13 protein-coding genes and 3 pseudogenes are annotated in these 25,555 nt (G+C 70.1%); 9 read left to right on the top strand and 7 right to left on the bottom strand.

The genetic code is table 11. The features are described 5' to 3' along the window. Window positions 1-116 precede the first annotated feature (116 nt). From DK389_RS35690 to DK389_RS19335, 5 genes and pseudogenes are all read left to right on the top strand, one after another. A pseudogene (locus tag DK389_RS35690) lies at window positions 117-922 on the top strand (UDP-glucose dehydrogenase family protein); the annotation flags it as partial. A 75-nt stretch (window positions 923-997) separates the two neighbouring features. Continuing rightward, window positions 998-1,423 carry a UDP binding domain-containing protein gene (locus DK389_RS35685; protein ID WP_418292067.1) on the top strand — a complete coding sequence of 142 codons (426 nt, stop codon included), beginning with the start codon at window positions 998-1,000 and terminating at the stop codon, window positions 1,421-1,423. Between the two features lie 439 nt (window positions 1,424-1,862). Next, window positions 1,863-9,279 (top strand): annotated as a pseudogene (locus DK389_RS19345) (SDR family NAD(P)-dependent oxidoreductase). Continuing rightward, a complete protein-coding gene (locus tag DK389_RS19340) occupies window positions 9,276-10,643 on the top strand; it encodes an aminotransferase class I/II-fold pyridoxal phosphate-dependent enzyme (RefSeq protein ID WP_109891965.1) in 1,368 nt (455 codons plus the stop codon). The pseudogene DK389_RS19345 and the gene DK389_RS19340 overlap by 4 nt, the downstream one beginning before the upstream one ends. A gap of 420 nt (window positions 10,644-11,063) precedes the next feature. Beyond that, window positions 11,064-11,675, top strand: coding sequence for a PAS domain-containing protein (locus DK389_RS19335; RefSeq protein ID WP_162560722.1), 612 nt, complete (start codon window positions 11,064-11,066; stop codon window positions 11,673-11,675). An 18-nt stretch (window positions 11,676-11,693) separates the two neighbouring features. Here DK389_RS19335 and DK389_RS19330 read toward each other — a convergent pair whose 3' ends face one another. The 3 genes from DK389_RS19330 to DK389_RS19320 form a co-directional block, all read right to left on the bottom strand. Then, a complete protein-coding gene (locus DK389_RS19330) occupies window positions 11,694-12,863 on the bottom strand; it encodes a polysaccharide biosynthesis/export family protein (protein ID WP_194075091.1) in 1,170 nt (389 codons plus the stop codon). Between the two features lie 174 nt (window positions 12,864-13,037). Beyond that, window positions 13,038-14,522 (bottom strand): LTA synthase family protein, encoded by a 1,485-nt coding sequence (locus tag DK389_RS19325; RefSeq protein WP_109891961.1) that lies wholly within the window; start codon window positions 14,520-14,522, stop codon window positions 13,038-13,040. A gap of 13 nt (window positions 14,523-14,535) precedes the next feature. After that, entirely contained in the window at window positions 14,536-16,491 is a 1,956-nt protein-coding gene (locus DK389_RS19320) for a capsular polysaccharide export protein, LipB/KpsS family (RefSeq protein WP_109891959.1), read from the bottom strand. 348 nt (window positions 16,492-16,839) lie between these two features. Between DK389_RS19320 and DK389_RS19315 the strand changes: the two genes are divergently transcribed. The 3 genes from DK389_RS19315 to DK389_RS19305 are packed head-to-tail and all read left to right on the top strand — an operon-like array spanning window position 16,840 to window position 19,799. Continuing rightward, window positions 16,840-18,147: a capsule biosynthesis protein gene (locus tag DK389_RS19315; RefSeq protein ID WP_109896600.1), complete on the top strand. Its 1,308-nt coding sequence runs from the start codon at window positions 16,840-16,842 to the stop codon at window positions 18,145-18,147. Window positions 18,148-18,180: 33 nt separating this feature from the next. Then, a complete protein-coding gene (locus DK389_RS19310) occupies window positions 18,181-18,948 on the top strand; it encodes an SDR family NAD(P)-dependent oxidoreductase (RefSeq protein WP_109891957.1) in 768 nt (255 codons plus the stop codon). Continuing rightward, window positions 18,948-19,799 carry a formyltransferase family protein gene (locus tag DK389_RS19305; protein ID WP_109891955.1) on the top strand — a complete coding sequence of 284 codons (852 nt, stop codon included), beginning with the start codon at window positions 18,948-18,950 and terminating at the stop codon, window positions 19,797-19,799. Before DK389_RS19310 ends, DK389_RS19305 begins: the two co-directional genes overlap by 1 nt. A gap of 53 nt (window positions 19,800-19,852) precedes the next feature. On the opposite strand, the gene ettA is transcribed toward DK389_RS19305, so the two are convergent. The 4 genes from ettA to DK389_RS19285 form a co-directional block, all read right to left on the bottom strand. Next, a complete protein-coding gene (ettA, locus tag DK389_RS19300) occupies window positions 19,853-21,505 on the bottom strand; it encodes an energy-dependent translational throttle protein EttA (RefSeq protein WP_109891953.1) in 1,653 nt (550 codons plus the stop codon). Window positions 21,506-21,707: 202 nt separating this feature from the next. Continuing rightward, window positions 21,708-21,983 carry a hypothetical protein gene (locus DK389_RS19295; protein WP_109891951.1) on the bottom strand — a complete coding sequence of 92 codons (276 nt, stop codon included), beginning with the start codon at window positions 21,981-21,983 and terminating at the stop codon, window positions 21,708-21,710. A gap of 10 nt (window positions 21,984-21,993) precedes the next feature. Continuing rightward, a complete protein-coding gene (locus DK389_RS19290) occupies window positions 21,994-22,893 on the bottom strand; it encodes a DNA/RNA non-specific endonuclease (protein WP_109896596.1) in 900 nt (299 codons plus the stop codon). Further along, window positions 22,890-23,144 carry a hypothetical protein gene (locus tag DK389_RS19285; RefSeq protein WP_236960176.1) on the bottom strand — a complete coding sequence of 85 codons (255 nt, stop codon included), beginning with the start codon at window positions 23,142-23,144 and terminating at the stop codon, window positions 22,890-22,892. The genes DK389_RS19290 and DK389_RS19285 overlap by 4 nt, the downstream gene beginning before the upstream one ends. 352 nt (window positions 23,145-23,496) lie before the next feature. On the opposite strand from DK389_RS19285, the pseudogene dxs reads away from it, so the two are divergent. Next, window positions 23,497-25,463: pseudogene (dxs, locus tag DK389_RS19280) on the top strand (1-deoxy-D-xylulose-5-phosphate synthase). The last annotated feature ends 92 nt before the right edge of the window (window positions 25,464-25,555 follow it).

The raw sequence follows: 25,555 nt of genomic DNA, 5'->3' as shown, positions 1-25,555 counted from the left end.
TCCCATCCGGCCGGATGGTTTCCCCGGCCGTCAAACACCGCTAAGGATGCGGTGCGGCAAAGATCGCCCCGGGCGTAAGCTCGGGCCGGCGGAGGGTGGTGTCCGTGCGCATCGCGATGATTGGGTCTGGGTATGTGGGCCTGGTATCGGGCGCCTGCTTCGCGGATTTCGGCCACAGCGTGGTCTGCGTCGACCGCGATCCGGCCAAGATCGATGCGCTGAACGCGGGCCGCATTCCCATCTACGAGCCGGGCCTGGAGGCGCTGGTCTCCGACAACGTCCGCCAGGACCGCCTCACCTTCACCACCGAGATGGGTGAGGCAGTCGCAAAGGCCGATGCCGTCTTCATCGCCGTCGGCACGCCGTCCCGTCGCGGCGACGGCTTCGCCGACCTCTCCTTCGTCTACGCAGCCGCCCGCGAGATCGCCCGCAACCTTAGCGGGTACACGGTGGTGGTCACGAAATCGACCGTGCCGGTCGGCACGGGCGACGAGGTCGAGCGCATCCTGCGCGAGGCGGCGCCGCAGGCCGAGGTGGCGGTGGTCTCCAACCCCGAATTCCTGCGCGAGGGCGCGGCGATCGCCGACTTCAAGCGTCCCGACCGCATCGTCATCGGCGCCGAGGACGAGCGTGCCGCCGAGGTGATGCGCGAGGTCTACCGCCCGCTCTACCTGAACGCCGCCCCGATCCTCGTGACGGGCCGACGCACGGCGGAGCTGACGAAGTACGCGGCCAACGCGTTCCTGGCGACCAAGATCACCTTCATCAACGAGATCGCGGACCTGTGCGAGCAGGTGGGTGCCAACGTTCAGGAGGTCGCCCGCGGCATCGGGCTCGACAACCGGATCGGCGCAAAGTTCCTGCATGCGGGCCCGGCTACGGCGGCTCGTGCTTTCCCAAGGACACGTTGGCCCTGGTGAAGACGGCGCAGGATGCTGGCACGCCGGTACGCCTCGTCGAGACGGTGGTGGCGGTCAACGATCAGCGCAAGCGGGCGATGGCGCGCAAGGTGGTCGCGGCCTGCGGCGGGCAGGTACGGGGGAAGGTGATCGCCCTGCTCGGGCTCACGTTCAAGCCGAACACGGACGATATGCGGGACGCGCCGTCCCTGTCGATCGTGGCGGGTCTGCAGGATGCGGGAGCGACGGTGCGGGCCTACGATCCGGAAGGCATGGATCAGGCGCGCGCGCTCTTGCCCGACATCACCTATGCGACCGATCCCTACGATTGTGCGGAAGGGGCGGACGCGCTGGTTCTGGTGACGGAGTGGGACGCATTCCGGGCCCTCGACTTCGACCGGCTGAAGGCGACCTTGGCTGCCCCCGTGGTCGTCGACCTGCGCAACGTCTACCGGCCGGAGGACATGGCCCGGAGGGGCCTCAGATACTCCAGCATCGGGCGTGCCCAAAACCGGACCGAGTGATTGTGCGGATCCGCCCGGATCGCGCCGCCTTGCTGCCGGAAATCGATGGATAAAGCGCAGCGTCGGGGCGTCGCGGTACGTTCCGGTACGTTGCTGGACTGACGAGCCGCTTGTCTCGGAGGCTCAGGTAAGTGTTGCCCGGTCGGGCCCGTGCCCAGAGCAATTCAGTTCTGCGGCCGAAGCCAGAATTGTGGCAATTTCTGGATGATCAGCTGTGGATTCGGCGCAGATCTACCGGGTCGGACATTCCGTTCCTGCCAAGGGGCGCCGGCAACAGGTGATGAATACGTGTCACAGCCCGCCGCCATCTCGATTGCTTCCATCGGAAGCGGCCGTGGCGGGTTGGACACCATGATAGTGCCATACTAAGGGTGGACGGGATTGTTCCGTCGTCGGCAATCCGAATCGTCCCCCGTAAACGAGCGTGTGCGAATCGAACGTGACACAACGTGTAGACATCGCGATCGTCGGTCGCTCGTGCCGGCTCCCGGGCGCTCCCAGCGTTGATGGGCTCTGGCAACTCCTGACCGAGGCGCGCTGCGCCGTCAGTCGCATTCCCGAGAACCGCTGGTCGCTCGAGCGTTTCGGGCACCCGCGGGCGCAGGAGCGCGGCAAGAGCTACACCTGGGCTGCGGGTGTCCTCGACGACATCTGGTCGTTCGATCCGGCTGTGTTCGGCATCTCGCCCCGCGAGGCCGAGCAGATGGATCCGCAGCAGCGGCTCCTGCTGGAACTGACCTGGGAGGCCCTGGAGGATGCCGGGCTGCGCCCCTCCGCGGTGGCGGGCGAGAACATCGGCGTGTTCGTCGGCGCTTCCTCCCTCGATTACGGCAACCTGCGCATCCTCGACGCTTCGTCGGGCGACGCCTACGCGGCGACGGGCAACACGCTCTCGATCCTCTCGAACCGGATCTCCTACATCTTCGACCTGAAGGGCCCGAGCTTCACGGTTGACACCGCCTGCTCCTCCTCTCTCGTCGCCCTCGACGCGGCGGTGGCGGCGATCCGGGCGGGCCGGGTCGACACGGCGGTCGTGGCCGGCGTGAACCTCCTCGCCAGTCCCTTCAACTTCATCTGCTTCTCGAACGCGCAGATGCTCTCCCGCACCGGGCTCTGTCAGGCTTTCTCGTCGAGCGCTGACGGCTACGTGCGCTCCGAGGGCGGCGTCGTCCTGGTCCTGCAATCCGCCGAGGCCGCGCGTCGGCAGGGCAGCACCGTCCGCGGCGTCATCGCGGCGAGCGGCGTGAATTCGGACGGCCGCACCACCGGCATCTCCCTGCCCTCCGGCTACGCCCAGGGCGCGCTTCTGGAGAAGGTCTACCGCGAGGCGGAGATCCCCCTCGACGACGTCGCCTTCGTCGAGGCGCACGGGACTGGCACGCCGGTCGGCGACCCGATCGAGGCGAGTGCCATCGGCGGGCGGCTCGGGCGCCTGCGCCAGGCGCCGCTGCCGATCGGATCGATCAAGACCAATATCGGCCACACCGAGCCGGTCTCGGGGTTGGCCGGCCTCCTCAAGGCGAGTCTCGCGCTCGAGCACGACCTCGTACCGACCTCCCTCCACGCGGCCGAGCTCAACCCCGAGATCCCGTTCGGGGACCTGAATCTCGCGGTCCTGCAGAGGCCGCTCTCTCTAGAGCGGGGCTCCCGCGAGCGCTTCGCTGGCGTGAACTCCTTCGGCTTCGGCGGCACCAACGCGCACGTCGTGCTCACCGACGGCCGGCCCGTCGCGGCGGACGCTGCGCCCGGCCGAGCGCCGGAGATGCTGCTCCTCTCGGCGCAGAGCCGGGCGGCGCTGAACGAACTCGCCCTCGACTACGCCGACCGCCTCGAGGCGGCCGAGGGCGGCGAGGCGGCGCGGATCGCGGCCGCGGCCGCGCACCGCCGCGAGCGCCTTCCGGCTCGCGCCGCCATTGCCCTCGACGGCAAGACCGACGTGCTCGCTGCCCTTCGCGCCGTCGGCGAGGCCGAGGATACGGACGGGGCCCTCGTCGGCACCGCCGTCGACCGCTCGGCCGAGGTCGCCTTCGTCTATTCGGGCAACGGCAGCCAATGGGCCGGCATGGGGCAGGAGGCCTACGCCGAGAACGCGATCTTCCGCGAAGCGTTCGACCGTATCGACGCGCTCTTCGAGCCGCTCTCGGAGTGGTCGCTCAAGGACGCGATGTTCGCCGAGGATCTCGACGAACGCCTGATCCTGACGAGCGTGTCGCAGCCCCTGATCTTCGCGATCCAGAGTGCCTCCACCACGGCGCTGCGCGCGCAAGGCCTGAAGCCGGCCTACGTCCTCGGCCACAGCGTCGGCGAGATCGCCGCGGCGGAAGCCGCCGGCATCCTGAGCCTGGAACAGTCGGTGAAGGTCATCTTCTACCGCAGCCATCACCAAGAGACGACGCGCGGCCAGGGCACGATGGCCGTGATGCTCGCTCCCGTCGAGGAGAGCGAGGCTTTCCTCAAGGATTACCCGACCCTCGACATCGCGGCCTACAACAGCCCCAAGGCGATCACGATCGCGGGGCCCGAGGCCGCGATCGATGCCGCGCTGAAAGCGGCCTCGCGCAAGCGCCGCCGCGGGCGCAAGCTCGATCTCGCCTACCCCTTCCACGGCCGGATCATGGATCCGACCGAGAAGCCGCTGCTGCGCGACCTCGCGGGGCTGAAGCCCGATGCGGGCCACACCGCCATGGTCTCGACCGTGACCGGCAAGGTGCTGGCCGGCGACGCCTTCGGTGCCGGCTACTGGTGGCGCAACATCCGCGAGCCGGTGCGGTTCTGCGCGGCCGTGCAGGAGGCGACCCGCCTCGGCGCCCGCGTCTTCGTCGAGGTGGGCCCCCGCGCCACCCTGATGTCGCATGTGGGCGACGCGATCGAGCCGCTCGGAATCGAGAACGCCGTGGTGGGCGTCATGCACCGCAAGGCGGCCGGTGGCGATCCGATCCGCAAGGCCCTCGCCGCCGCCTTGGTGCAGGGCGCCGCGGTCGATGAGACCTGCGTCTTCGGCGACGCGCCGAAGGGCGCCGTCAGCCTTCCGGCCTATCCCTGGCAGCGCCGCAGCTTCCGCCTCGCTGAGACCAACGAGGGCGTCGGCGGCACGGCCCCCGCCCCTACCACCCGCTCGCCGGCTCGCGCATCGCGGCGGACGGCCTCGACTGGCACGGCTACGTTGACGTCGTCACGGTGCCGGAACTCGACGATCACCGCATCGAGGGCCAGCCCATCATGCCGGGCGCGGGCTTCGTCGAGATGGCGCTCGCGGTCGCCCGCGAGTCGCAGCGCAGCGAAACCGTGGTGCTGGCCGATTTCGAGATCCACGGGCCGATGGTGTTCGGCGAGGAGGCCCTGCGTGAGGCGACCGTCCGCCTCTCCGGCAGCGGCAACCAGCTCCAGATCCTGAGCCGCCCGCGCCTCACCCAGGCACCCTGGCAACTCCACGCCTCCGCCAAGATCGTCGAGGGCACCTACGCCCTACCGGCTCGCGAGGATGTCGAGATCCCGGCCGAGCACGCGGTGACGGGCGACGAACTCTACGCCCGCGCCGTCGCCGCCGGCCTCGGCTTCGGCCCGAGCTTCCGGCAGGTGGCGCTGAGCGCCCGCCTCGACGACACCACCATCGTCTCGGAGCTGATGCCCGCTGAAGCCGATGCGCGTTACGGCCTCGTGCCGGCGCGGCTCGATGCCTGCTTCCACGGCCTGATTCTGCTCTTCACCGATCTCCTCGGCGAGAACTCGACCAAGGCCTACATCCCCGTTCGTTTCGGCGAGGTCCGCCTGCTGCGTCCCGGCGCCGCGATCGCGAAGGCGGTCATCCGCACCCGTCGCTGCAACGAACGCAGCATCCTGGCCGATTTCTCGGTGCTCGACGCCGAGGGCGAGGTCATCGCGACGATCCGCGAGGGTCGCTTCCAGGCGCTCCGCGCCAAGGGTGGCAACGAGCTCGCGGCCTACGCGATCACGCAGCGGCCGGAACTCGCCACCGAGCCGACGGCAATCCCGACCGAGCGCGGCCCCGGCATCGCCGCCGCGATCGAGGCGCGGGCCCGCGTCGCCCGCGCCCCGGCCGATGCACCGCTCTCGCCCGGACACCTGCTTCTTGAGGGCTGGGCGACCTCGCTGGCCTATCGCCTCGCCAAGGGACTCGAGCGCGCCGGCGCGGTCTCGATCGACGGGCGCGTGCCCGCCGAGATCCGTCCTTGGCTCGTGAATGCCCTCTACGGGCTGGAGAGCAGCGGCCTCGCCGAGCTGAAGGGCCGGAACTGGAGCCTGCTCCAGGACGTGACGCTTCCCGAGCCCGACGCGATCATGCGCTGGATCGCGGCTGACCATCCCGACCTGTCGGCCGAGCTCGTGCTCATCGCCGATGTCGGCGCCCTGGTCGACCGCCTGCTTGCGGGCGAGCTGACTGAGGCGCCCGCCCTGCCGCAGAACGCGCTCGACGCCTTCGCCCTGCGCAGCGCCACTGCCCGCGCCTCCGCCGACGTCGCCGCGGCGATCCTCTCGGAGAGCCGCGAGGGGCTGCCGAAGGACCGAGCTGTCCGCCTGCTCCAGGTCGGCTTCGGGCCCCTCTCGGCCCAGGCCGCCACCTTCGCGGAGGCCGCCGAGGCGCGCCTGACCGTGTTCGAGACCGACCGGCGCCTCGCCGAGCGCGCTCGCCTCGCGTTGCCGCGGGGCGTCGCGGTCATCGAGGAGGCCGAGGCGCTGGGACATGCCGCCTTCGATGTCGTGATCGCGAGCGGCGTGCTGCATCGCGGGCCCCGCGAGATGATGGATCGGCTTGCCGAGGCGCTCGCCACCGGCGGCGTCCTGATGGCCGTCGAGCCCGGCGCCTCGCTGTTCCGCGACCTCGTGTTCGGACTCACCCCCGGCTGGTTCGAGGCCGCCGCCGACGACATGCCGGTCGGTCGCCTCGACGACATCACCGGATGGCAGCGCTCCCTCAGCGCCAGCGGCCTCGTGAGCGTATCGGTTGACAAGGCTAAGACCGGCAATGGCAACGACCTGCTGCTGACGGCGGAGGCGCCCACGCGTCCGGAGCCGGCCGCGGCCCAGAGCTTCGCCTTCGTGATCGGCTCGGACGACGAGTTCGCCGCGGAGACCGCCTCCTCACTGGCGACGCTCCTCGTGGCGAATGGCGTCCACGTCTCCATCATCCTCGATTCCGAGGCCTCTCTGATGGAGCTGGAGCGCGAGACGCCGGACACGGTAGTGTTCCTCGCCGGCGCCTTCACCCGCGGCGGTGACGCGGCCGAGCGCCTGCGCGATCGCTGCCTCAGCCTGAAGCGCTGCGTCGAGCATCTCGGCAGCCGCCAGACCCGCCTCTGGGTCGTGGCGCCGGGGGCCACCCGCGAGCGCGGCGGCTCGGCAGCCTCCGTCGAGGCCGGCGTCTGGGCCTTCACCCGGACGCTTGCCAACGAGATCGCGAATCTCGACGTCCGGCGGATCGATCTCTCGCCCGCGATGCTGTCGAAGCGGGCGGCCGAGCGGCTCTGCGACCTGATCCTGTCGGGCACGCCCGAGACCGAGATCGTCCTCGACGAGGATCGGACCCGCGTGATCCGCTTCGCGCCGGGGATCGCGCCCCGCCGCGCCTCCGCCGACGCCGTGCCGGCCGAGGCCGCGCGGCTCGAGCGCAGCAACACGGGCGGCCTCAACGAAATGGTCTGGGGCCCGGCCGAGCGCCGCAAGCCCGGCCAGGGCGAGGTCGAGATCGCGGTCGAGGCCACCGGACTCAACTTCCGCGACGTGCTCTGGGCCCTCTCGATGCTGCCGGAGGAGATCCTGGAGGACGGCTTCGCCGGGCCCCGCCTCGGCCTTGAATGCGCCGGCCGCGTCGTTGCGGTCGGGCCGGGTGTCCGCACCTTCAAGGTTGGTGATCCCGTCGTCGCCTTCGCGCAGTCCGGCTTCGCCACTCACATCGTGGTGCCCGAACTCGTCGTGGCGCCAAGCCCGCCCGGGCTCGATCCGAGGGCGGCGGCGACCGTGCCGGTCGCCTTCCTCACCGCCTATTACGGTCTCGTCTCCCTCGCTCGCCTCAAGAAGGGCGAGTGGGTGCTGGTCCATGGCGGCGCGGGCGGCGTCGGTCTCGCGGCGCTCCAGATCGCCAAGCTCAAGGGCGCCCGGGTCATCGCCACCGCCGGCTCGCGGGAGAAGCGGGCGCTGGTCAAGGCACTCGGGGCCGAGCACGTGCTCGATTCGCGCTCGCTGGCCTTCGTGGACGACGTTCGCCGGATCACCGGCGACGGCGTCGACGTGGTGCTGAACAGCCTGTTCGGCGAGGCGATGGAGCGTTCGCTTAACGCCCTGAAGCCGTTCGGCCGCTTCGTCGAGCTCGGCAAGCGCGACTACGTCGCCAACACCCATATCGGCCTGCGGCCGTTCCGCCGGAACCTGACCTATTTCGGGGTCGATCTCGACCAGGTGCTCCAGCACCAGGGCGAGGACGGCGCGCGCCTCTTCCGCGAGGTGATGTCCCTGTTCGACGACGGCGGCCTCAAGCCCCTGCCCTATCAGCCGTTCACGGCCGAGGAGACCTCGGACGCGTTCCGGCTGATGCAGCAATCCGGGCATGTGGGTAAGATCGTGATCGCCCCGCCGGCTCCCGGCCGAGTCCTCGCACAGGCGAAGCACGCCTTCTCGATCGCGGCGGACGGCGTTCACCTCATCACGGGCGGCCTCGGCGGCTTCGGAATCGAGGCGGCGCGTTGGCTCGCCGACAGGGGGCCCGCAACCTCGTCCTCGTCGGCCGGAGGGGCGCAACGAGCGAGGAGGCGAAGTCCCTCGTGGCCGAGCTGACGGCGCGCGGCGTCAGCGTCGAGGCGAAGGCCTGCGACATCACCAGCCGCGGGGCGGTCGATGCCCTGCTTGCCGAGGTCGAGCGCGGCGGCCGCAAGCTCGCCGGCATCATCCACGGCGCGATGGTGCTGCAGGACGGCCTGATCGCCAACCTCGACGCCGCAGCCCTGGACGCGGTGATCCAGCCGAAGGTGGTGGGTGCCCAGCATCTCGACGCGGCGACCCGCAACCGCAGCCTCGACTATTTCGTGCTGTTCTCGTCGGCCACGACCTTCATCGGCAATCCCGGCCAGGGCGCCTATGTGGCGGCCAACGGCTTCATGGAAGGCCTCGCCCGCCAGCGCCGTCGCCTCGGGCTGCCCGCGATGGCGGTCGCCTGGGGTGCCATCGGCGATGTCGGCGTCCTCGCCCGCAACAAGGCGGTGATGGAGACCCTCGCCGGCCGCGTCGGCGTCACGCCGATGGACGCCCGCCGCTGCCTCGACCTGATGGCCGAGGCGCTGGAAGGCCAGGGCTCGGGCCCGGACGAGGCCGTCGTCGCGATCGCGGCGATGCATTGGGGCAAGGCGCGCGAGCGCCTCGCCACGATGCGTTCCCCGAGCTACGCCGACCTCGGCTCCGACCAGCAGGCGGAGGCCGGTGGCGTCGCGACGATCGACATCGCGAGCCTCCTCAAGACGCAGGACATCGACACGGTGCGCAAGACGGTGGCCGACGCCATCGTCGAGGACATCGCCCGCATCTTGCGCCTGCCGAAGGACGACATCAGCCGCGTGCGCCAGCTCTCCGAGATCGGCCTCGACTCGCTGATGGGCGTCGAGCTCGGCGCGAGCCTGCAGGAGCGCTTCGCACTCGACGCGCCGCCCGCCGGCATCTCGTCGGGGCTGACCGTCAACGAACTCTCCGAGACGTTGATCCAGTCGATCTCGGCCCCGGTGGACGAGGCAGCGGGCGTGGCGCTCAGCCTCGCGCAGAAGCACGTCGGGGACATCGACGCGGAGAAGCTCGAGCCGTTCAAGACGCTCGTCGAGCAGAACAGCCTGGAGATCAAAGAGATCCTGCCATGACAGAGCCGGTTCGACCGGACGACGGGCGCGCGGCGCTCGCGGGCTTCGTCACCAATCGGATGGGTCGCGCGTCCGCGCGGCCCGCGCAGAACCGGCCGCAGCCGAAATCGGGCGACGCGGGCGTCCAGGATTTCGAGACGCTGCCCGGCTACCGGGAGCTCAGGCTTCAGCGTTCGGCCGCCGACCTGATCGGCCTCGGCAATCCGTTCTTCCGCGTCCACGACGCCAAGGCCGGCGCCACGACGCGGATCGACGGGCGGGACTTCGTCAATTTCTCGTCCTACGACTATCTCGGCCTGAACGGGCACCCGGCGATCAACGCGGCGGCGCGCGACGCGATCGACGCCTACGGCACCTCGGCCTCGGCGAGCCGCGTGGTGGCGGGCGAGCGGCCGGGTCACATCGCCCTGGAGAAGGCGCTGGCGCAGCATTACCGGACCGACGCCTGTGTCGTGATGGTGAGCGGGCATGCCACCAACGTCACGACGATCGGCGCGCTCCTCGAACCGGCCGACGTCATCTTCCATGACGCGCTCATCCACAACAGCATCGTCACGGGCGCGCAGCTCTCCGGCGCCCAGCGGCGCTCCTTCGCCCACAACGATCTCGACGCCCTGGAGAGCCTGCTCGCCGCGACCCGCCACGAGCATCGCCGCGCCCTCATCGTGATCGAGGGCCTCTACAGCATGGATGGCGACGCGCCGGATCTCGCGGGCTTCGTGGCGCTCAAGGAACGCTACAACGCGTGGCTGATGGTCGACGACGCCCACGGCCTCGGCGTTCTGGGCGCCACCGGCGCCGGTCTGTTCGAGCATTGCGGCGTCGACCCGAGTGCGGTCGACATCTGGATGGGCACCTTCTCGAAGACGCTCTCCACATGCGGCGGCTACATCTGCGGCCCCGGCCCCCTCATCGAGTACCTGAAGTGCACGGCGGGCGGATTCGTCTACAGCGTCGGCATGTCCCCGCCGCTCGCCGCCGCCGCGGAGGTCGCGCTCGGCGTGATGCATGCCGAGCCGGAGCGGGTGGAGCGGCTGCGCCGGAATGGCAACCTGTTCCTCTCCTGCGCCAAGGCCCGCGGCCTCGACGTCGGCACCAGCCTCGGCCTCGCGGTGATCCCGGTGATCATCGGCGACTCCCTGAAGTCCGTGACGCTGTCCGACCGCCTGTTCAAGCGCGGCATCAACGTCCAGCCGATCATCCATCCGGCGGTGCCGGAGCGGGCCTCGCGCCTGCGCTTCTTCCTGACTTCCGAGCACACGGAGGAGCAGATCCGCTCGACGGTCGATGCGATCGCCGAGGAACTCGCCGAGATGGAGAAGGGCGGTTCGCTGATCGAGCAGCTTCTCGCCAAGCGCGGCTGACGACCGGCCTTCGCCTCCGGGGTGATTCGCGGATTTTGCACCGCCGCCCCTCTGCGGTGACCATTCCGGCTAACTGTCGGAGCGGCGACGGAAGCACCTCAAATTCTGCTCAAGCCGCAAAATTCTACTTTAAAGTGTATAACGCAAGTTTATTTCCAGGGTGCAGCAGATTTCGCGCTCCCATCAAAATCGGCTGTCTCCGGCCATCATGCAACCGGAAATCGCATTGTTTCGAAATTCAGCGTTGGCACGCGTGAACCATCGAGATGATGCATTTGCTGCTGCTTTCCGGGTCACGGCAACAAAAAATTCGGCTCGCTCCGAGTTCGGTTACGCAATTTTTGCTCTCCGCCCTTTCTCATCCTGTTATGGTGAGCAATCTTCAGCCTTGTTCGGCCATGGTTGCCGATGGGAGCGGACATGGGGACTTCGGGAGTGGCCGCCCGGGCGGCGGCGACGGAGGCGGATCTGCGCGCCGCTCTGCACGCTTCGGGTGTCGTCGGCGTCTGGGAGTGGAATGTGCCGCAACGGCGCATCATCCTCGATCATGGAGCCGCAGGGCTCATCGCCGGTGATGCCCGCCTGGCCGGACGGCCCTTGTCGGTCGAGGAGGCGACGACCTGCATCCATCCGGACGATCAGGGCTGGCTCACCGAATACATCTTCAGCACGGCTCGGGTGGGCGGCTCCTTCCTCTGCGAGTACAGGGTCTGCACGCCCAGCGGCGAGGAGCGCTGGTTGCTGAGCCGGGGCCGGATAGATCTCGGCGAGGATGGCCAGCCCGTGCTGGGGCACGGCATCCTGATCGACATCACGGAGAGCCGCTCCGGTGGGCAGACGTTCTTCGCCATCCCGGACGATCCGAGCGCGCATCCCCTGGAGCGCGCGGCGGACCATTGCGTCGCGGCCCGAGAGGCGCTGTCGGGTGCAGGCAACTCGGTTCTGCAGACCCTGATCGACGTCGCGCTGTGGGAGATCGGGCGCGAACTCGCCCGCCTGGAGCGGGCCCAGCGGCGGCGCGCCATGAACTGACGCGCCGTCCGGTTAGTTTCAGCGGGTGTAAGCGTATGTTGCGGCGGCGGCGCTGATGGGTCCGGAGGCTGCGGCGAAGGCGGAGAGGACCTTCTGCACCTCGGTGAAGGGGGCGTTGGAGACGTAGATCAGGTCGCGGTTGCGCATCCGGAAGGCCTGGGTCAGGAACAGGCTGTTGGGGTCGCGCATGTTGACCCGGTAGACCACCGGCACCAGCGGCGTGCCCAAGAGCGCCGAGCCCGGGTTGAGGCGGCGCACCACGCTGGCCGGCTCGAAGCGGAAGATGAAGGTGCCGGCCGGATCGGCCTGGAAGTCGGACAGGCCGCGCGCCTTGGCCAGCGCCTGGGCGAGCGTGATGCCCTCGGCCTGGAACGGGATCTCGGTGGAGTTGCCCAGCGCGCCCACCGCCAGGAAGGTCTGGGGATCGCGCACGAGCGTCAGCACGTCGCCGGGGCGCAGGTAGATGTTCTCGCGCGGGTTCGAGACCACGGTGGTCAGCGGCACGGTGGCGGTGGTGCGCCCCCGCGAGAGCCGCACGAAGGTCTCGGAGACCGGCGCGCGCACGCCGCCGGCCGACGCCACGATGTCGAGCAGCCGGTCGCCCTTGGCCGAGAGCGGCAGGCGGGCGCCGCCGGCGACCTCGCCGGTGACGGTGACGGCCTGCGAGATCGGCTTGGTGACCGAGACCAGCACCTGGGGCTGGATGGCTTTGCCGGCCAGTTCGGTCTCGATCAGGGCCTGCACGTCCTGGGGCCGTCGCCCGGCGACCTGGATGCGGCCGGCATAGGGCACCGAGATGGCGCCGTCGCGGGCGACGACCTGCTCGGGGATCAGGGCGGATTTCGAGCCGGCCGAGAAGCGGTCGGCGACGAGGGGGCCGGAGAACAGGCCGCCCGAGCCCGCCTCCCAGATCGAGACCGCGACGAAGTCGCCAATCCCGATCACGCTCTCCAGCGCCGGGCGGTTGTCGCCGAACGAGGCGAGCAGGCTGTCGAGCGGCCGGGTGCGCAGGGCCTCGACCACGGCCGGCGAGATCTCCAGAAGCTCGTAGCGGGCGAACGTCCCCTCCGGCGTCGTCGTCTCCGCTCCCGACACGATCGCGCCAGCGGTCGGACCCGCCGCAGGCAGGACCGAGCAGCCGCCGACGAGGCAGGCGGTCAGCGCGGAGAGCGCCGTGATACGCAGCATGTACTCATCTCCGTCCCGCCGTCCTGCGACGGGCCTGGTGCCCGGCGCGCGACCTTTGCGCGCCAAACGCTGAAATCCGTTTAACGGTGGCTCAACCACGCCGTTTGCGACCACGGGCAGGCCCTGCATTTCATCCCGGGCCGGCCGCGTGCGTAGCCATCGGCCGACTTTGCGTCACGACCGTGGCACGGCCACGCTCGCGCCGGACGGTGCCCAGGATGAGCGGAGAAGGCGGCCGAGTGCGTCGGCGCTCAGGTCGACGCGGTCCCTCGGTGGCGCCTCCATCCTCCCGAAGCGGAAGATCGCGTAGTCGGTCGCCGTCTCGCCGAAGCCCGGCCGGCAATTCGGCAGCGCGGGGGCATGGTCGCCGAAGACGCAGAGCGTCGCGTTTCGCCCGGCAAGGCCGCGCACCAGATCCTCCACCATCTCGCCGGTGTGAACGACGTGGTGGAGATACTGGGCCAGCGGGTCGTCGAGACCGGGCAGGCGACCGGGCTTCCAGGGGCCGTGGTTCTCCATCGTGACCCCGAAGAGGAAGAGCGGCCCGCGCGCCGCCTCGACCTCGGCGAGGACACGCCTGCCGAACGCGCGGTCGTTCACGTAGGGGCCGATCCGGGGCGCGTCCGCGAAATCCTCTTCCATGACGAGGCGCTCGAAGCCGAAGGCGCGCATCACGGCGGCCCGCTGGAAGAAGTCGCGGTGGAACGGATGGACGAAGGCCGACGTGAAGCCGGCCGCCGCGGCGAGCCGGGCGAGGCTCGTCGGCTCGCACCCGCCGCCGCTGAGATACGGATCGAACCGCGAGAAGCCGAGGCTGCGGACATCGAGCCCGGTGAGCACGGCGTGCTCGGTGCGCATCGTGTAGGCCCCGTGCGCGGGCACGCGCAGGCGGCCATACTGGTTGGCGCAGGCACGCACCGTCTCCATGAGCGGCAGCGCCGGCCCGCCGAGGCGGGTCGGATCGATGAAGGATTCGAGCTGGATCACCACGAGGACGTCGTCGTGCCCCGCCCGGGGCGGTGCGGGCAGGGCCGGCGCCGCCGGCGGCCGGCGCGTCGCACGCCAGCGCAGAAGATAGGCGAGGATCGTCGCGGGCTGCCCGTAGCGGGCGATGTCGGCCTCGAGGTCGGGCTCGGGACAGCGACGCGCGGCCAGAGCGGCGAGCGGCGCCCGCTCTGCGGCGAATGCGAGCCCGGCGAGAAGCAGGGGCAGGGCGACGATCGAGCCGAGCGCCGGCAGCGTTCCCCCGGGCAGCACCGTCGGTTCCAGCCAGAACCAGAGGCCGATCAGGGCGAGCGCCGCCATCAGCGGCAGCCCAATCCGCGGATCGGTGACCGGCCGGGTGTAGTAGAGGTCCGGGTGGCGCGGGACCTGCGGCAGCAACGCGAAATCGCTGAACACCAGCGGCTCCCCGATCACGCCGCGCTTGAGCCGGCTAACGAGGGCGAGGCCCGTCACGGTGAGGACACAGGACGCTGCCGCGAGCCAGGGCCGCCAGGAGAACGCGAACCAGAACAGCGTGAGCAGCGCGTAGGACAGCAGGCGGATCGCGAGATCGCCCGGCCGCAGGCTGACGGGCCGGAGCGAGCCTCCCTCCGCGGCCTCGATCGCGAGGGAGACGGCGAGCGCGGCGAGGAGCGCGGACAGGAACGTCGTCACCGGTTCAGGATCCTCAGCGCGGCTCGCCGCCCGGACCGCGGGTGACGCCGCGCCGGGCGCGCAGGCGACGCACGATCGGGTTCAGCAGGGCGTAGCGCGCCCGCATCGTCGCATGCGCGATCCGGCCGATCGAGAGGGCCGTGCGCGGGGCGGCGTCACGGGCCGCGCTGAGCCGATCGAGGAGCCGCTCCGGCGTGCAGGGCTTGTTCGCCACCGGATCGAGATAGAGCGGATAGAGGATGAGCGCGCCCGCCACCAACTCGTCGAGGCCGAGCCGGCGTCCTCGATCCGCTTCCGGGGCGAGATCCTCGGTCAGGCCCCAGCCGGAATAGAAGGGGCGGCCGTGGACCGCGACCGTGAGGCCGCGGATCAGCGCCTCGAAGCCGGCGAGCGAGGTCATGGTCTCGACGTGATGCACCCGGTCGAGGAGATCGACGATGCTGAAGCCGCCGACGACCCGGTCGGCGAGCCTCAGCGCTTCCTCCTCGGGGATGGCGCCGGGACGGAACCCTGCCTCGACGTCGGGATGCGGCTTGAACAGGACGAACGCATCCGGATTGCGCGCGCGGGCGGCACGGAGCAGGTCGCGGTTCGATCGCACGTGAGGCGAGCCGTACATGACGGACGCGTCGTCCTCGACCTGGCCCGGGACCAGGACGAGGCGCCGCCCTTCCGGGACGTCGAGGGCAGGGGCGGCGAGGCCGACATTGTACTTGCTGAGGCGCCGCGCGACGATCGCCTCCCGCAGGCGACCCGCCCGGCTGACCAGGTCCGGCGGAAACCGGGTCTGCGCGAGAAGGACCGAGAGGCCGCTCTCGCGGCGCGGGTCGTAGTAGATGCCGCGATCGTCGACCACGATGGAGGCGCCCGGCTGCAGGCTGGCGCCGAGCCCGACCGAGCGCAGGAAGCCGTCCTCGATCCGCGCGAGTGGCAGACCGACCTCGGCGCAGCGCGCTTCCAGTTGGGCGGGCTCGCGGGTGGCCCAGGCGCGGATGCGGGCATTGTGCAGCATCCCGGCCGCCACGGCGTCCTCCGCGCTCATCGTGTGGATCGGTGGGCCGTAGGGGCCGGCTGCGAAGACGTCGAGGGCAGGCCGCTTCCAGCCCGAGACCCCGACATAGACGATCCGGCGGTCGTTGCCGGCGAAGCGATCGCGCAGCCAGGTGACGTGGTCGAGGCATTCGCCGAATCCGATCGGCCGGCGGGTCCAGGGATCGAAATAGTGCACGCCCGTGCCGAAGGCGGCGGCGAACAGGGCCGCGTCGGAGGGCGTCCCCGCCGCGCCTCCGCCGTCCAGGCAGATCGTCTCGACACCGGCGAGCCGCGGGCCGCAGCCCGTCTCCCAACGGTCGACGTAGACGCGCCCCGTGCGTTGGAACAGGAGCCAGGGGTTCACCGGATCGCTGAGCACCGCGAGACGGCTGGACAGGTGGCGGCCGAGGCCGGGGGCGCCGTCCGGACCTGCGACGACGAGCCGTTCGGCCGGGTAGGCGGCGAGCACCCGCTTCACGAAGGCGCGCAGACGGGCGGGACTCGATGCCGCCGGCCCGTCGGCCAGGACGAGGGCGGGCGTGGGTCGGCCGCCGAAGATCTCGTCGAGCGTCACGCCCGCGCTGCGCGGAAACAGGTTCCGGCCGTAGAGCCCGCGCTCGCGCAGGCTGGCGGCGAGGTCGCCGTCCGGGGCCTGACCGCCGACCGGCACGCCGCGGTGTCGGATCCGGAGGCTCGCCATCCCGCGCGCGGGCGTATCGTAGGGGCTGAGCAGGGGGCCGGGCTCCACGATGAGGCCGGGACGTCGCAGTCGCCTGAGGAGGGCTGCGGCCGGGTTGCCGCGTCCCCAGACGGCGCCCGTCGCGCCGCCGCTCCACAGGCTCGCAACCCGCGCGCCGGTAGCGGTCTCGATCTCGGCGCGGAGCTTCGCCGTGGCTGGGCCGGTCGGAAAGAACGCGGTTGGAAAGTTCGGCTGCATCGTTCAGGTTTTCGCCGCGACGGCCCCGGGCCGGCGCCGTACTCGTAGGTTCCACGCCACGGTCAGGCCCCCCGCAGCCTGCCGTCCGGGAGGGAGTTATTAGCGCAATTCACAGCCTAGGGGCGACCACCCCCGGCCTGCCGGAACGCGGACACACCCTCGCCGTGTTTTCTGCCTACCCGATACAGGCCGGAACTCACCGCGACCAGCGTTGCGGGCGGGTCACGGTGGTCAGGAATCACGGTTCGCGCTTCCGGGTTCGCATTGCGGGCATTCGGCGCCCGTGCGACCTCAGGTGTCGGACCGCCGGCCGGGTCTGAGAGCCCGGTGAAGGACAAGCGCCTCGTGATGCTGCAGCCTCGCTCCGACGCCTCTCCGGATTGCCCTGCGACATTCCTCTTCCTCCAGGGCATCGCCTCGCCTTTCTTCTCCGATCTCGGACGTGCCCTGAAGGCGCGCGGATACGCGGTGCGCCGCATCAACTTCTGCGCGGGTGACTGGCTGTTCTGGCCCCTCCCCTCCGACCATTACCGGGGCCAGCGCGACGGTTGGGAGAGCTACCTCGACGCTTACGTGGCCCGCCATGCGGTCACCGACATCGTCCTGTTCGGCGATTGCCGGCCCTACCACGTGATCGCCCGCGAGGTCGCCACGACTCGCGGCCTCCGGGTGCACGTCTTCGAGGAAGGCTATATCCGGCCGAACTGGATCACCTGCGAGCTCGGCGGCGTGAACGGACACTCCTCGCTGCCGAAGACCGCCGAGGATGTGCGGGCGCTCGCCCGTCGCCTGCCCCAGCCCGGACGGGCGATGCCATCCACGGGCAACATGGCACGCCGCGGGCTGTGGGATGTCGCCTACAACATCGCCAATATCGGCTTTCCCTACCTCTATCCCAACTTCCGCACGCATCGCCCCCGCCACATCGCGGCAGAATATGCGGGCTGGATCAAGAAGTTCGTCCGGCGCGGCCGCACCCGCCGGGAGGCGATCCACTGCAACGAGCTCTACACCGCGGTTGGCGCCGACTACTTCCTGCTGCCGCTTCAGCTCGACAGCGATTACCAGATCCGGGTCCACTCGCCCTTCCTCGGGGTCGAAGGCTTCATGGATCGGGTCATCAAATCCTTCGCGGATTCCTCGAAGGCGCCGACCCGCCTCCTCGTGAAGCTGCACCCGCTCGACAGCGGCCTGATCAACTGGCGCAAGTTCGCCCGCGCCTCGGCCCGGCGTCACGGCGTCAGCGAGCGGCTCGACTTCATCGACGGAGGCGACCTGCCGACGCTGATCCAGGGGGCGCGGGGCGTCGTCATCGTCAACAGCACGGTCGGCATGCTCTCGCTGGAGATGGGCCGTCCCACCCTCGCGATGGGCACAGCGATCTACAATATCGCCGGCCTCACGCATCAGACCGGGCTCGACGGTTTCTGGACCGAGCCGACCGCGCCCGACATGGGCCTGATGGCGGATTTCCGCCGGGTCGTGCTTCACCGGACACAGGTGAACGGCGGCTTCTTCTCCCGCGGCGCGATCGACCGGGCCGTCGCCGGTGCGGTGCCGCGCATCGAGGCGAGCCTGCCGGACGCGATGGTCGGTGCCGCGCGGGGCATCCGCGAGGGAGGCGCCGGGGACGGTCGCCTCGCACCGGTCTATTGATCCCGTACCCCTGCCGGGGGTAGCAGGCGGGCCATGTCCGTCATCCTGATTACCGGCGCCTCGAGCGGCATCGGCGCGGCGCTTGCCCGGCACTACGCCGCCCCGGGCCATCATCTCATTCTCAACGCCCGCGGGGCTGACCGGCTGGAAGCCGTGGCGCGAGCCTGCCGAGATCGGGGCGCTACGGTCGACGTCGCGGCGCTCGACGTCCGCGACCGGGAGGCGGTCGGCCGCTGGCTGCGGGACTCCGACGCGCTCCATCCCCTCGACCTCGTCATCGTGAATGCGGGGGTCAATGGCGGTCATCCCACCGGCGGCATCGAGACGGAGGAGACCGCTTTCGAGACGGTCGACATCAACCTCAACGGCGCGCTCAACGTGGCGATGCCCTGCGTGACGCTGATGCTCGCCCGCGGGCGCGGCCAGATCGCCCTGGTCTCCTCGCTCGCGGCCTACGCGCCGCTCCCCGACGCGCCGGCCTACAGCGGCACCAAGGCCGCGCTCCTCGCCCACGGGCTCGCGCTGCGCGAGAAGATCCGCCACCGCGGCGTGCGCATCAACGTCGTCACGCCGGGCTACGTGAAGACGCCGATGGGAGGCGACTACAAGGGATGGCGGCCGCTCGAGATGAGCGCCGACCAGGCCGCCGTCCGGATCGCCCGCGGGCTCGAGCGCGACCTCGACGTGATTGCCTTCCCCCGTCGTCTGGCGGCCGCCGCCCGCGGCGCCGGCCTCCTGCCCGAGCGCCTGCGCCGGCTCGGCATGCACGGGTTCCGGTTCCAGATCCGCAAGCGGCGCTGATGGGCCGGCCCCGCCTCGCCGTCTTTGCCCTCGAAGCCCTGCCGAACGCTCGAACGCTCCGCCGGTTCGTCGCCGAGCACGCGGCGGAGATCGCGTTCGTCGGCCTCTCGAACGCGGAGCGGCCGAGCACGGGCGGATTCACGGGCCAGATCCGGCGCCACCTCGCCCGGTCGGGCCCCGGCTTCCTGCCCTATCTCGGCGTCAATTTCGGATTGCCAGACCTGATGCGCCCGCTCGCTCCGGTGACACGCCGTTTCTCGGGGAGCGGCGACGCGCCGGAGGCGACGCCGCTTGAGCCCCTCTGCCGCCGGCTCGGCCTTCCGACCCTCAAGGTCGACGACGTGAACGGGCCGGCGGTGGCGGAGGCGCTGCGAGGGCACCGGGCCGACCTGATCCTGACCTTCCACTTCGACCAGATCCTGTCCGGCGCGACGCTCGCCACCGTCCCGCTCGGCGGGCTCAACGTCCATCCCGGCCTGCTGCCGCGCCACCGCGGCCCGGTGCCGACGGTCCACGCGCTGAGCGAGGGACCGGACGCGTTCGGGATCACCGTCCAGCACCTCGCCGTCGCGATCGACACGGGCGCGATCCTGGCGCAGGAGGCCGTCCGGCTGCCCCCCGACATCACGGCGACCCGCGCCTCCGTTCTGCTCCACGAGCGCGGCCGGGTGCTGGTGGACGGGATATTGGAGCAGGTCGCGGCCGAGGGCCGGCTGCCTTCGGGCCGGACTTTCCCGAGACTGCCCTATTGCGGCTTCCCGGACCGGGCGATGCTGAAGGATCTCCGCCGCCGCGGGCTCAAGCTGACGGACGCGCGCGACCTGCGGGAGGCAGCCTCGCTCAACGCGTGAGGACGAGGTGCCACCCCGCGCGTCGAGGCGGCAGATCGGGGTCCGCCCGAACGCTACCGGCTGAACTTCTTGTACTTCAGCCGCTTCGGCAGGATCGAGTCGGCGCCGAGGCGGCGCTTCTTGTCCTCCTCGTAATCCGAGAAATTGCCCTCGAACCATTCGACGTGGCTGTCCCCCTCGAAGGCGAGGATGTGGGTCGCGATGCGGTTCAGGAACCAGCGATCGTGGCTGATGATCACCGCGCAGCCCGCGTAATCCTCCAGGCCCTCTTCGAGCGCCCGCAGGGTTTCCATGTCGAGGTCGTTCGTCGGCTCGTCGAGGAGCAGCACGTTGGCGCCGCTCTTCAGCGTGCGGGCGAGGTGCACGCGATTGCGCTCGCCGCCCGAGAGGGTGCCGACCTTCTTCTGCTGGTCGCCGCCCTTGAAGGCGAAGGCCGCGCAATAGGCGCGGGAATTGATCTCGCGCTTGTTGAAGTAGATCACGTCGTTGCCGCCCGAGATCTCCTCCCAGACGGTCGCCTTCGGGTCGAGGGCGTCGCGCGACTGGTCGACGTAGCCGAGCTTCACGCTCTCGCCGACATCGATCCTGCCGGCGTCGGGCTTCTCGGCGCCGGTGATCATCCGGAAGAGCGTCGTCTTGCCCGCTCCGTTCGGGCCAATCACGCCGACGATGCCACCCGGCGGCAGCTTGAACGACAGGTTCTCGATCAGCAGCCGATCTCCGAACGCCTTGTTGAGGCCGTCGAACTGGATGACGTTCTGGCCGAGCCGCTCCGAGATCGGGATCACGATCTGGGTGGTGGCGTCGATCTTGTCCTGCTGCTTGGCGACGAGTTCCTCGTAGCGGGTGATGCGCGCCTTCGATTTGGTCTGGCGTGCCTTCGGCGAGGCCGCGATCCACTCCTGCTCGCGGGCGATGGCGCGCTGGCGGGCCATGTCCTCGCGGCCCTCCTGCTCCAGGCGCTTCTGCTTCTGCACGAGCCAGGCCGAGTAGTTGCCCTCGTAGGGGATGCCCCGGCCCCGGTCGAGCTCCAAGATCCAGCCCGTCACGTTGTCGAGGAAGTAGCGGTCGTGGGTCACGATCAGGATCGCGCCCGGATATTGCCGCAGGTGACCTTCGAGCCAGTTCACCGTCTCGGCGTCGAGGTGGTTGGTCGGCTCGTCGAGGAGGAGCAGCTCCGGCTCCCACAGGAGCAGGCGGCAGAGCGCGACGCGGCGGCGCTCACCGCCAGACAGCTTGTCGACGGGCTGCTCGTCGCCGGGGCAGCCCAGAGCCTCCATCGCCTGATCGACCTTCGAGTCGAGCTCCCAGAGGTTCTGGGCCTCGATCTGGTCCTGGAGGGCCGTCATCTCGTCGGCCGTCTCCTCCGAGTAGTTCATGGCGAGCTCGTTGTAGCGGTCGAGCAGCGCCTGCTTGGCGGCCACGCCCTCCATGACGTTCTCGCGGACCGTCTTCGTCGGGTCGAGCTGCGGCTCCTGCGGCAGGTAGCCGACGCGAGCGCCCTGGGCGACGAAGCCCTCGCCGGTCCACTCCTTGTCAATGCCGGCCATGATCTTGAGGAGCGTCGACTTGCCGGCACCGTTGATGCCGAGCACGCCGATCTTGGCGTCCGGATAGAAGGAGAGGTTGACGTTCTCCAAGACCTTCTTGCCGCCCTGGTAGGTCTTGGTCAGACCCCGCATGTGGTAGATGAATTCGCGGGCCATCGCCGTTCCCTTGCGTCTGAGATTCCGTGCGGCGCGCGGATGCGCGGCCGCGATGGGTCTTCATCGGGCGCCGGCCGATCGGTCCAGTCCCCGGCGCTCCGAACCCGGAGCCGCCCGCGGCGCCACTCTCCCGTGTGATGATCCGGCCCGAGTATCAGGGCCGCCCGGGAGGGGCAAGGACGCGGGACGATTCGCCCTCCCCTCAGGCGAAGGGATTGCGCAGCTTGCGTGTCGGTTCGGCGGGCGCCTCGCCGACGGATTCCGGCAGATCGGTCGAGCCGAGCGCCCGCACGATGGCGTCGACGGTGCGCTTGAGATCGCGCGCCTGGGCGAGACCGGCCCGGTCGCGGGTGATCTCGACGGATCCGTGCAGCGCGATCCGCTCGGTCCCGTTCTCGATCGAGAGGCCGCCCACGTTCTGCACACCCGTCTCGTCGGAGAACGGCGCGAAGCCGGGCTTTACCGTGCGGCGTGCCATGATGGTCCTCCTAGAAGAGGGAGCGGAGCGCGTCGCGCAGCGCCCGCCGCAGCGCGCGGAACAACTCGGACTTGAGCCAGGATTGCCAATCGTCCGTGCGGTGCGTCTCACCCGGCTCGCCGCGAGAAAACTCGCGCGGCTCCGGCAGGTCCATGATGTCCGCCTTGACGCGCTCCGGCAGGGTCGGGAAGACGTCGATACCCGCGACGGTGTTGAGCGTCCTCAGCGAGACCGCGCGCCACGTGCCGTCGGCCCGGTTCGAGGCGAGGTAGGCCCCGGCCTCGCCGCGCTTCGGGTCGTAGACGGCCTTGAAGATCTGGGTCGGCACCAGGACGCGGCCTTTGATCGCCTCGACCGAATCGCCCTCGAAGACCGGGCCTGTGACCACGTAGAGGTCGCCCCGCTGGCTCGCGAGGCGGCGCACGCTCTCCTCGATCGCCGACCACAATCCCCGATTGAACGCCCGGTTCTGGGGCACGATGTTGGCGAGGCTGAACGACTGGGCCTGCGCCTTCGCGCTCGGCATGTCGCCCGCGGGCGCCATGTGGCCGCGGTCGTAGCCGCTGCGGACGTAATCCTCGATGCGGGCGCGTTCGTCCGAAGGCACCCGGTCCTCGTCGTGGAACGCGTCCTCCCGGTCGACCCGCCGCGCGGCGGCGACGCTCGCCCGGGTCAGGTGCTCGGCCGCGTAGAGCGGCGTGCGCGAGACACCCGAATGCAGCACCGCATAGGCGTCGAAGCAGAGCGGCAGCGTCCGCGTCGCGAGCTTGGCGTTCGTCAGCACCGGCGCAGCGCCGTCGAGGTACAGGGTCGGGCAGGTTTCCGCCCCGTCCGGGACGGCCGCTTCGCTGGACGTGGTGAGCGCGATGAGCGCGACCGCGATCGACCCTGCGACTCGCCGCGCCCTCAGTAGCACACGCGCACCTTTCTCGAGCCCGACGGAGTCGCCCGCCAGCGCCAGCCGCAGGGGCGGCCGAGGCTGCCTTCGAAGGGTTGCACGTCGCGGTCGGGTGCGCCGGGAGAGGCCTGCAGCGGGCAGCGGCCAAGAAAATCGCACGCGAACGTGATCTCCGAGCTGCGCGATTCGACGGCCTCGGCCGAGGCGGCGAGGAGAATCAGCCCGGCCGCGCCGAGGCAGGCCACGAGAATGGACCGGATCATGAACCGAAGTGCACCTTCATCTCGCGGCAGAACAAGGAAATTCGAGTCGAGTAACATTGATCGTCGCGCCGTTCGTTCATAGGTGCCGCACTCTCAGTTGCATCCACCCGGCGCGTTCCCGCGCTGCCGGTAGCGGCAGCTCCGCAATCATGGACGTTGAAACCGGAGCGTTTGGGAGCCTAGACGGGCCGATGCCACCGCGGCGATTAGGGCTGCACCATGGCAATGCTGGCCGAGATCGGTATATAGGACCGAAATTCTCATCGATCGCTGCGGTGACTCGATGTCCGCGCCGACCCCGACGCGGCATTCATCGGATCGATGTGAGAGACGAGCAAGCGGGTATAGATCATTGGCACGGCAGGATACTTCCCCTCTCGACGGCATTGTGGATCCTTCGGCGCTTCGGCGTGTTGCGGAGGCTGATCTGCAGGGTGTGGCGGACGCGGTTCGCGCGGAGATGATCGACGCGGTCTCGGTGACCGGCGGTCATCTCGGCTCTGGGCTGGGCGTGGTCGAGCTGACGGTGGCGCTGCATCATGTCTTCGACACGCCTGACGACCGCATCGTCTGGGACGTGGGCCACCAGTGCTACCCGCACAAGATCCTGACCGGGCGGCGCGACCGCATCCGGACGCTGCGCCAGGGCGGGGGGCTGTCGGGCTTCACCAAGCGCTCGGAGAGCGTCTACGACCCGTTTGGGGCGGCTCATTCCTCCACCTCGATCTCGGCCGCGCTCGGCATGGCGGTGGGGCGCGACCTCGACGCGGCGGCGGCCCGGGCGGCCAACGCGAGCGCGAAGCGCCGCAACGTGGTGGCGGTGATCGGCGACGGCTCGATGTCGGCGGGCATGGCCTACGAGGCCATGAACAACGCCGGGGCGATGCACTCGCGCCTGATCGTGGTGCTCAACGACAACGACATGTCGATCGCGCCGCCGGTGGGGGCGATGTCGGCCTATCTGGCGCGGCTGGCCTCGGGGGGCACCTACCGGAGCTTGCGCGAGACCGCCAAGCAGCTCGGCAAGCTGTTGCCCAAGGCGCTCTACCAGCGCGCGGCGCGGGCCGAGGAATACGCCCGCAGCCTGCTGGTGGGCTCGGGCACGATGTTTGAGGAGCTCGGCTTCTACTACGTGGGCCCGGTGGACGGTCACAACCTCGACCACCTGCTGCCGGTCCTGAAGAACGTGCGCGACTCGGAGCAGGGCCCGATCCTGCTGCATGTGGTGACGCAGAAGGGCAAGGGCTACGCGCCGGCGGAGGCCTCGGCCGACCGCTACCACGGCGTGGTCAAGTTCGACGTGGTCTCCGGGGTGCAGGCCAAGGCCAAGCCGAACGCGCCGGCCTACACGCGGGTGTTTGGCGAGAGCCTGGTCAAGGCGGCGGACGCCGACCCGAAGGTTGTGGCGATCACGGCAGCGATGCCGGGGGGCACGGGCATCGACATTTTCGGCAAGGCGCATCCGGACAAGACCTTCGACGTGGGGATCGCCGAGCAGCACGCGGTGACGTTTGCGGGGGTCTGGCGACGGAGGGCTACAAGCCGTTCGTGGCGATCTACTCGACCTTCCTGCAGCGGGCCTACGACCAGGTGGTGCACGACGTGGCGCTGCAGAACCTGCCGGTGCGGTTCTGCCTGGACCGGGCGGGTCTGGTGGGGGCGGACGGGGCGACGCATGCGGGGGCGTTCGACCTGGCGTATCTGTGCTGCCTGCCGAACATGACGGTGATGGCGGCCGCCGACGAGGCGGAGCTGGTGCACATGGTGGCGACGGCGCATGCGCACGACACGGGCCCGATCGCGCTGCGCTACCCGCGCGGCGAGGGGGTGGGGGTGGACCTTCCGGAGCGGGGCGAGGCCCTGGCGATCGGCCGGGGCCGGGTGATCCGGCGTCCGGAGGGGGCGCGGGTGGCGCTGGTGAGCTTGGGCACGCGTCTGGCGGAGGCTGTGAAGGCGGCGGACGTGCTGGAGGGGTTGGGGATCGGTGTGAGCGTGGCGGATGCGCGGTTTGCCAAGCCGCTGGACGAGGCGCTTCTGCTGGATCTGGCGGGCACGCACGAGGTTGTGGTGACGCTGGAGGAGGGGTCGGTCGGCGGGTTCGGTGCGATGGTGCTGCATCTTCTGTCGGCGCGGGGCGTGCTGGACACGGGCCGGGTGCGGGTTCGGACGATGACGCTGCCGGACGCTTATCAGGACCACGACGCGCCGGACCGGATGTACGCGGAGGCCGGCCTCGACGCCGCCGCCATCGTCACCCTCGTCCAGAACACAATCCCCGAACGACAGGACAGCCGCACGAACCGTCTGCGCCTCGCCTGACTTCCGTGACCGGGCGGCCTGCTGGCTGCGGCCGCGTGTGGCCGCCCGATCCTTGTTCCTTCCGACGTTCGATGACACAAGCGCGCGGCGCG

Origin of the sequence: Methylobacterium durans (assembly GCF_003173715.1) — a bacterium.
Lineage (GTDB): Bacteria > Pseudomonadota > Alphaproteobacteria > Rhizobiales > Beijerinckiaceae > Methylobacterium > Methylobacterium durans.
Note: the sequence above shows the minus strand (reverse complement) of the source record. Positions and strands in the feature narration are given on the sequence as shown.

Coding starts and splice junctions, on each gene's coding strand:
- DK389_RS19340 (WP_109891965.1), top strand. CDS start 9,276: ATGACAGAGCCGGTTCGACCGGACGACGGGCGCGCGGCGCTCGCGGGC.
- DK389_RS19305 (WP_109891955.1), top strand. CDS start 18,948: ATGGGCCGGCCCCGCCTCGCCGTCTTTGCCCTCGAAGCCCTGCCGAAC.
- ettA (WP_109891953.1), bottom strand. CDS start 21,505: ATGGCCCGCGAATTCATCTACCACATGCGGGGTCTGACCAAGACCTAC.
- DK389_RS19285 (WP_236960176.1), bottom strand. CDS start 23,144: ATGATCCGGTCCATTCTCGTGGCCTGCCTCGGCGCGGCCGGGCTGATT.
- DK389_RS19335 (WP_162560722.1), top strand. CDS start 11,064: ATGGGGACTTCGGGAGTGGCCGCCCGGGCGGCGGCGACGGAGGCGGAT.
- DK389_RS19310 (WP_109891957.1), top strand. CDS start 18,181: ATGTCCGTCATCCTGATTACCGGCGCCTCGAGCGGCATCGGCGCGGCG.
- DK389_RS19315 (WP_109896600.1), top strand. CDS start 16,840: ATGCTGCAGCCTCGCTCCGACGCCTCTCCGGATTGCCCTGCGACATTC.
- DK389_RS19295 (WP_109891951.1), bottom strand. CDS start 21,983: ATGGCACGCCGCACGGTAAAGCCCGGCTTCGCGCCGTTCTCCGACGAG.
- DK389_RS19320 (WP_109891959.1), bottom strand. CDS start 16,491: ATGCAGCCGAACTTTCCAACCGCGTTCTTTCCGACCGGCCCAGCCACG.
- DK389_RS35685 (WP_418292067.1), top strand. CDS start 998: ATGGCGCGCAAGGTGGTCGCGGCCTGCGGCGGGCAGGTACGGGGGAAG.
- DK389_RS19330 (WP_194075091.1), bottom strand. CDS start 12,863: ATGCTGCGTATCACGGCGCTCTCCGCGCTGACCGCCTGCCTCGTCGGC.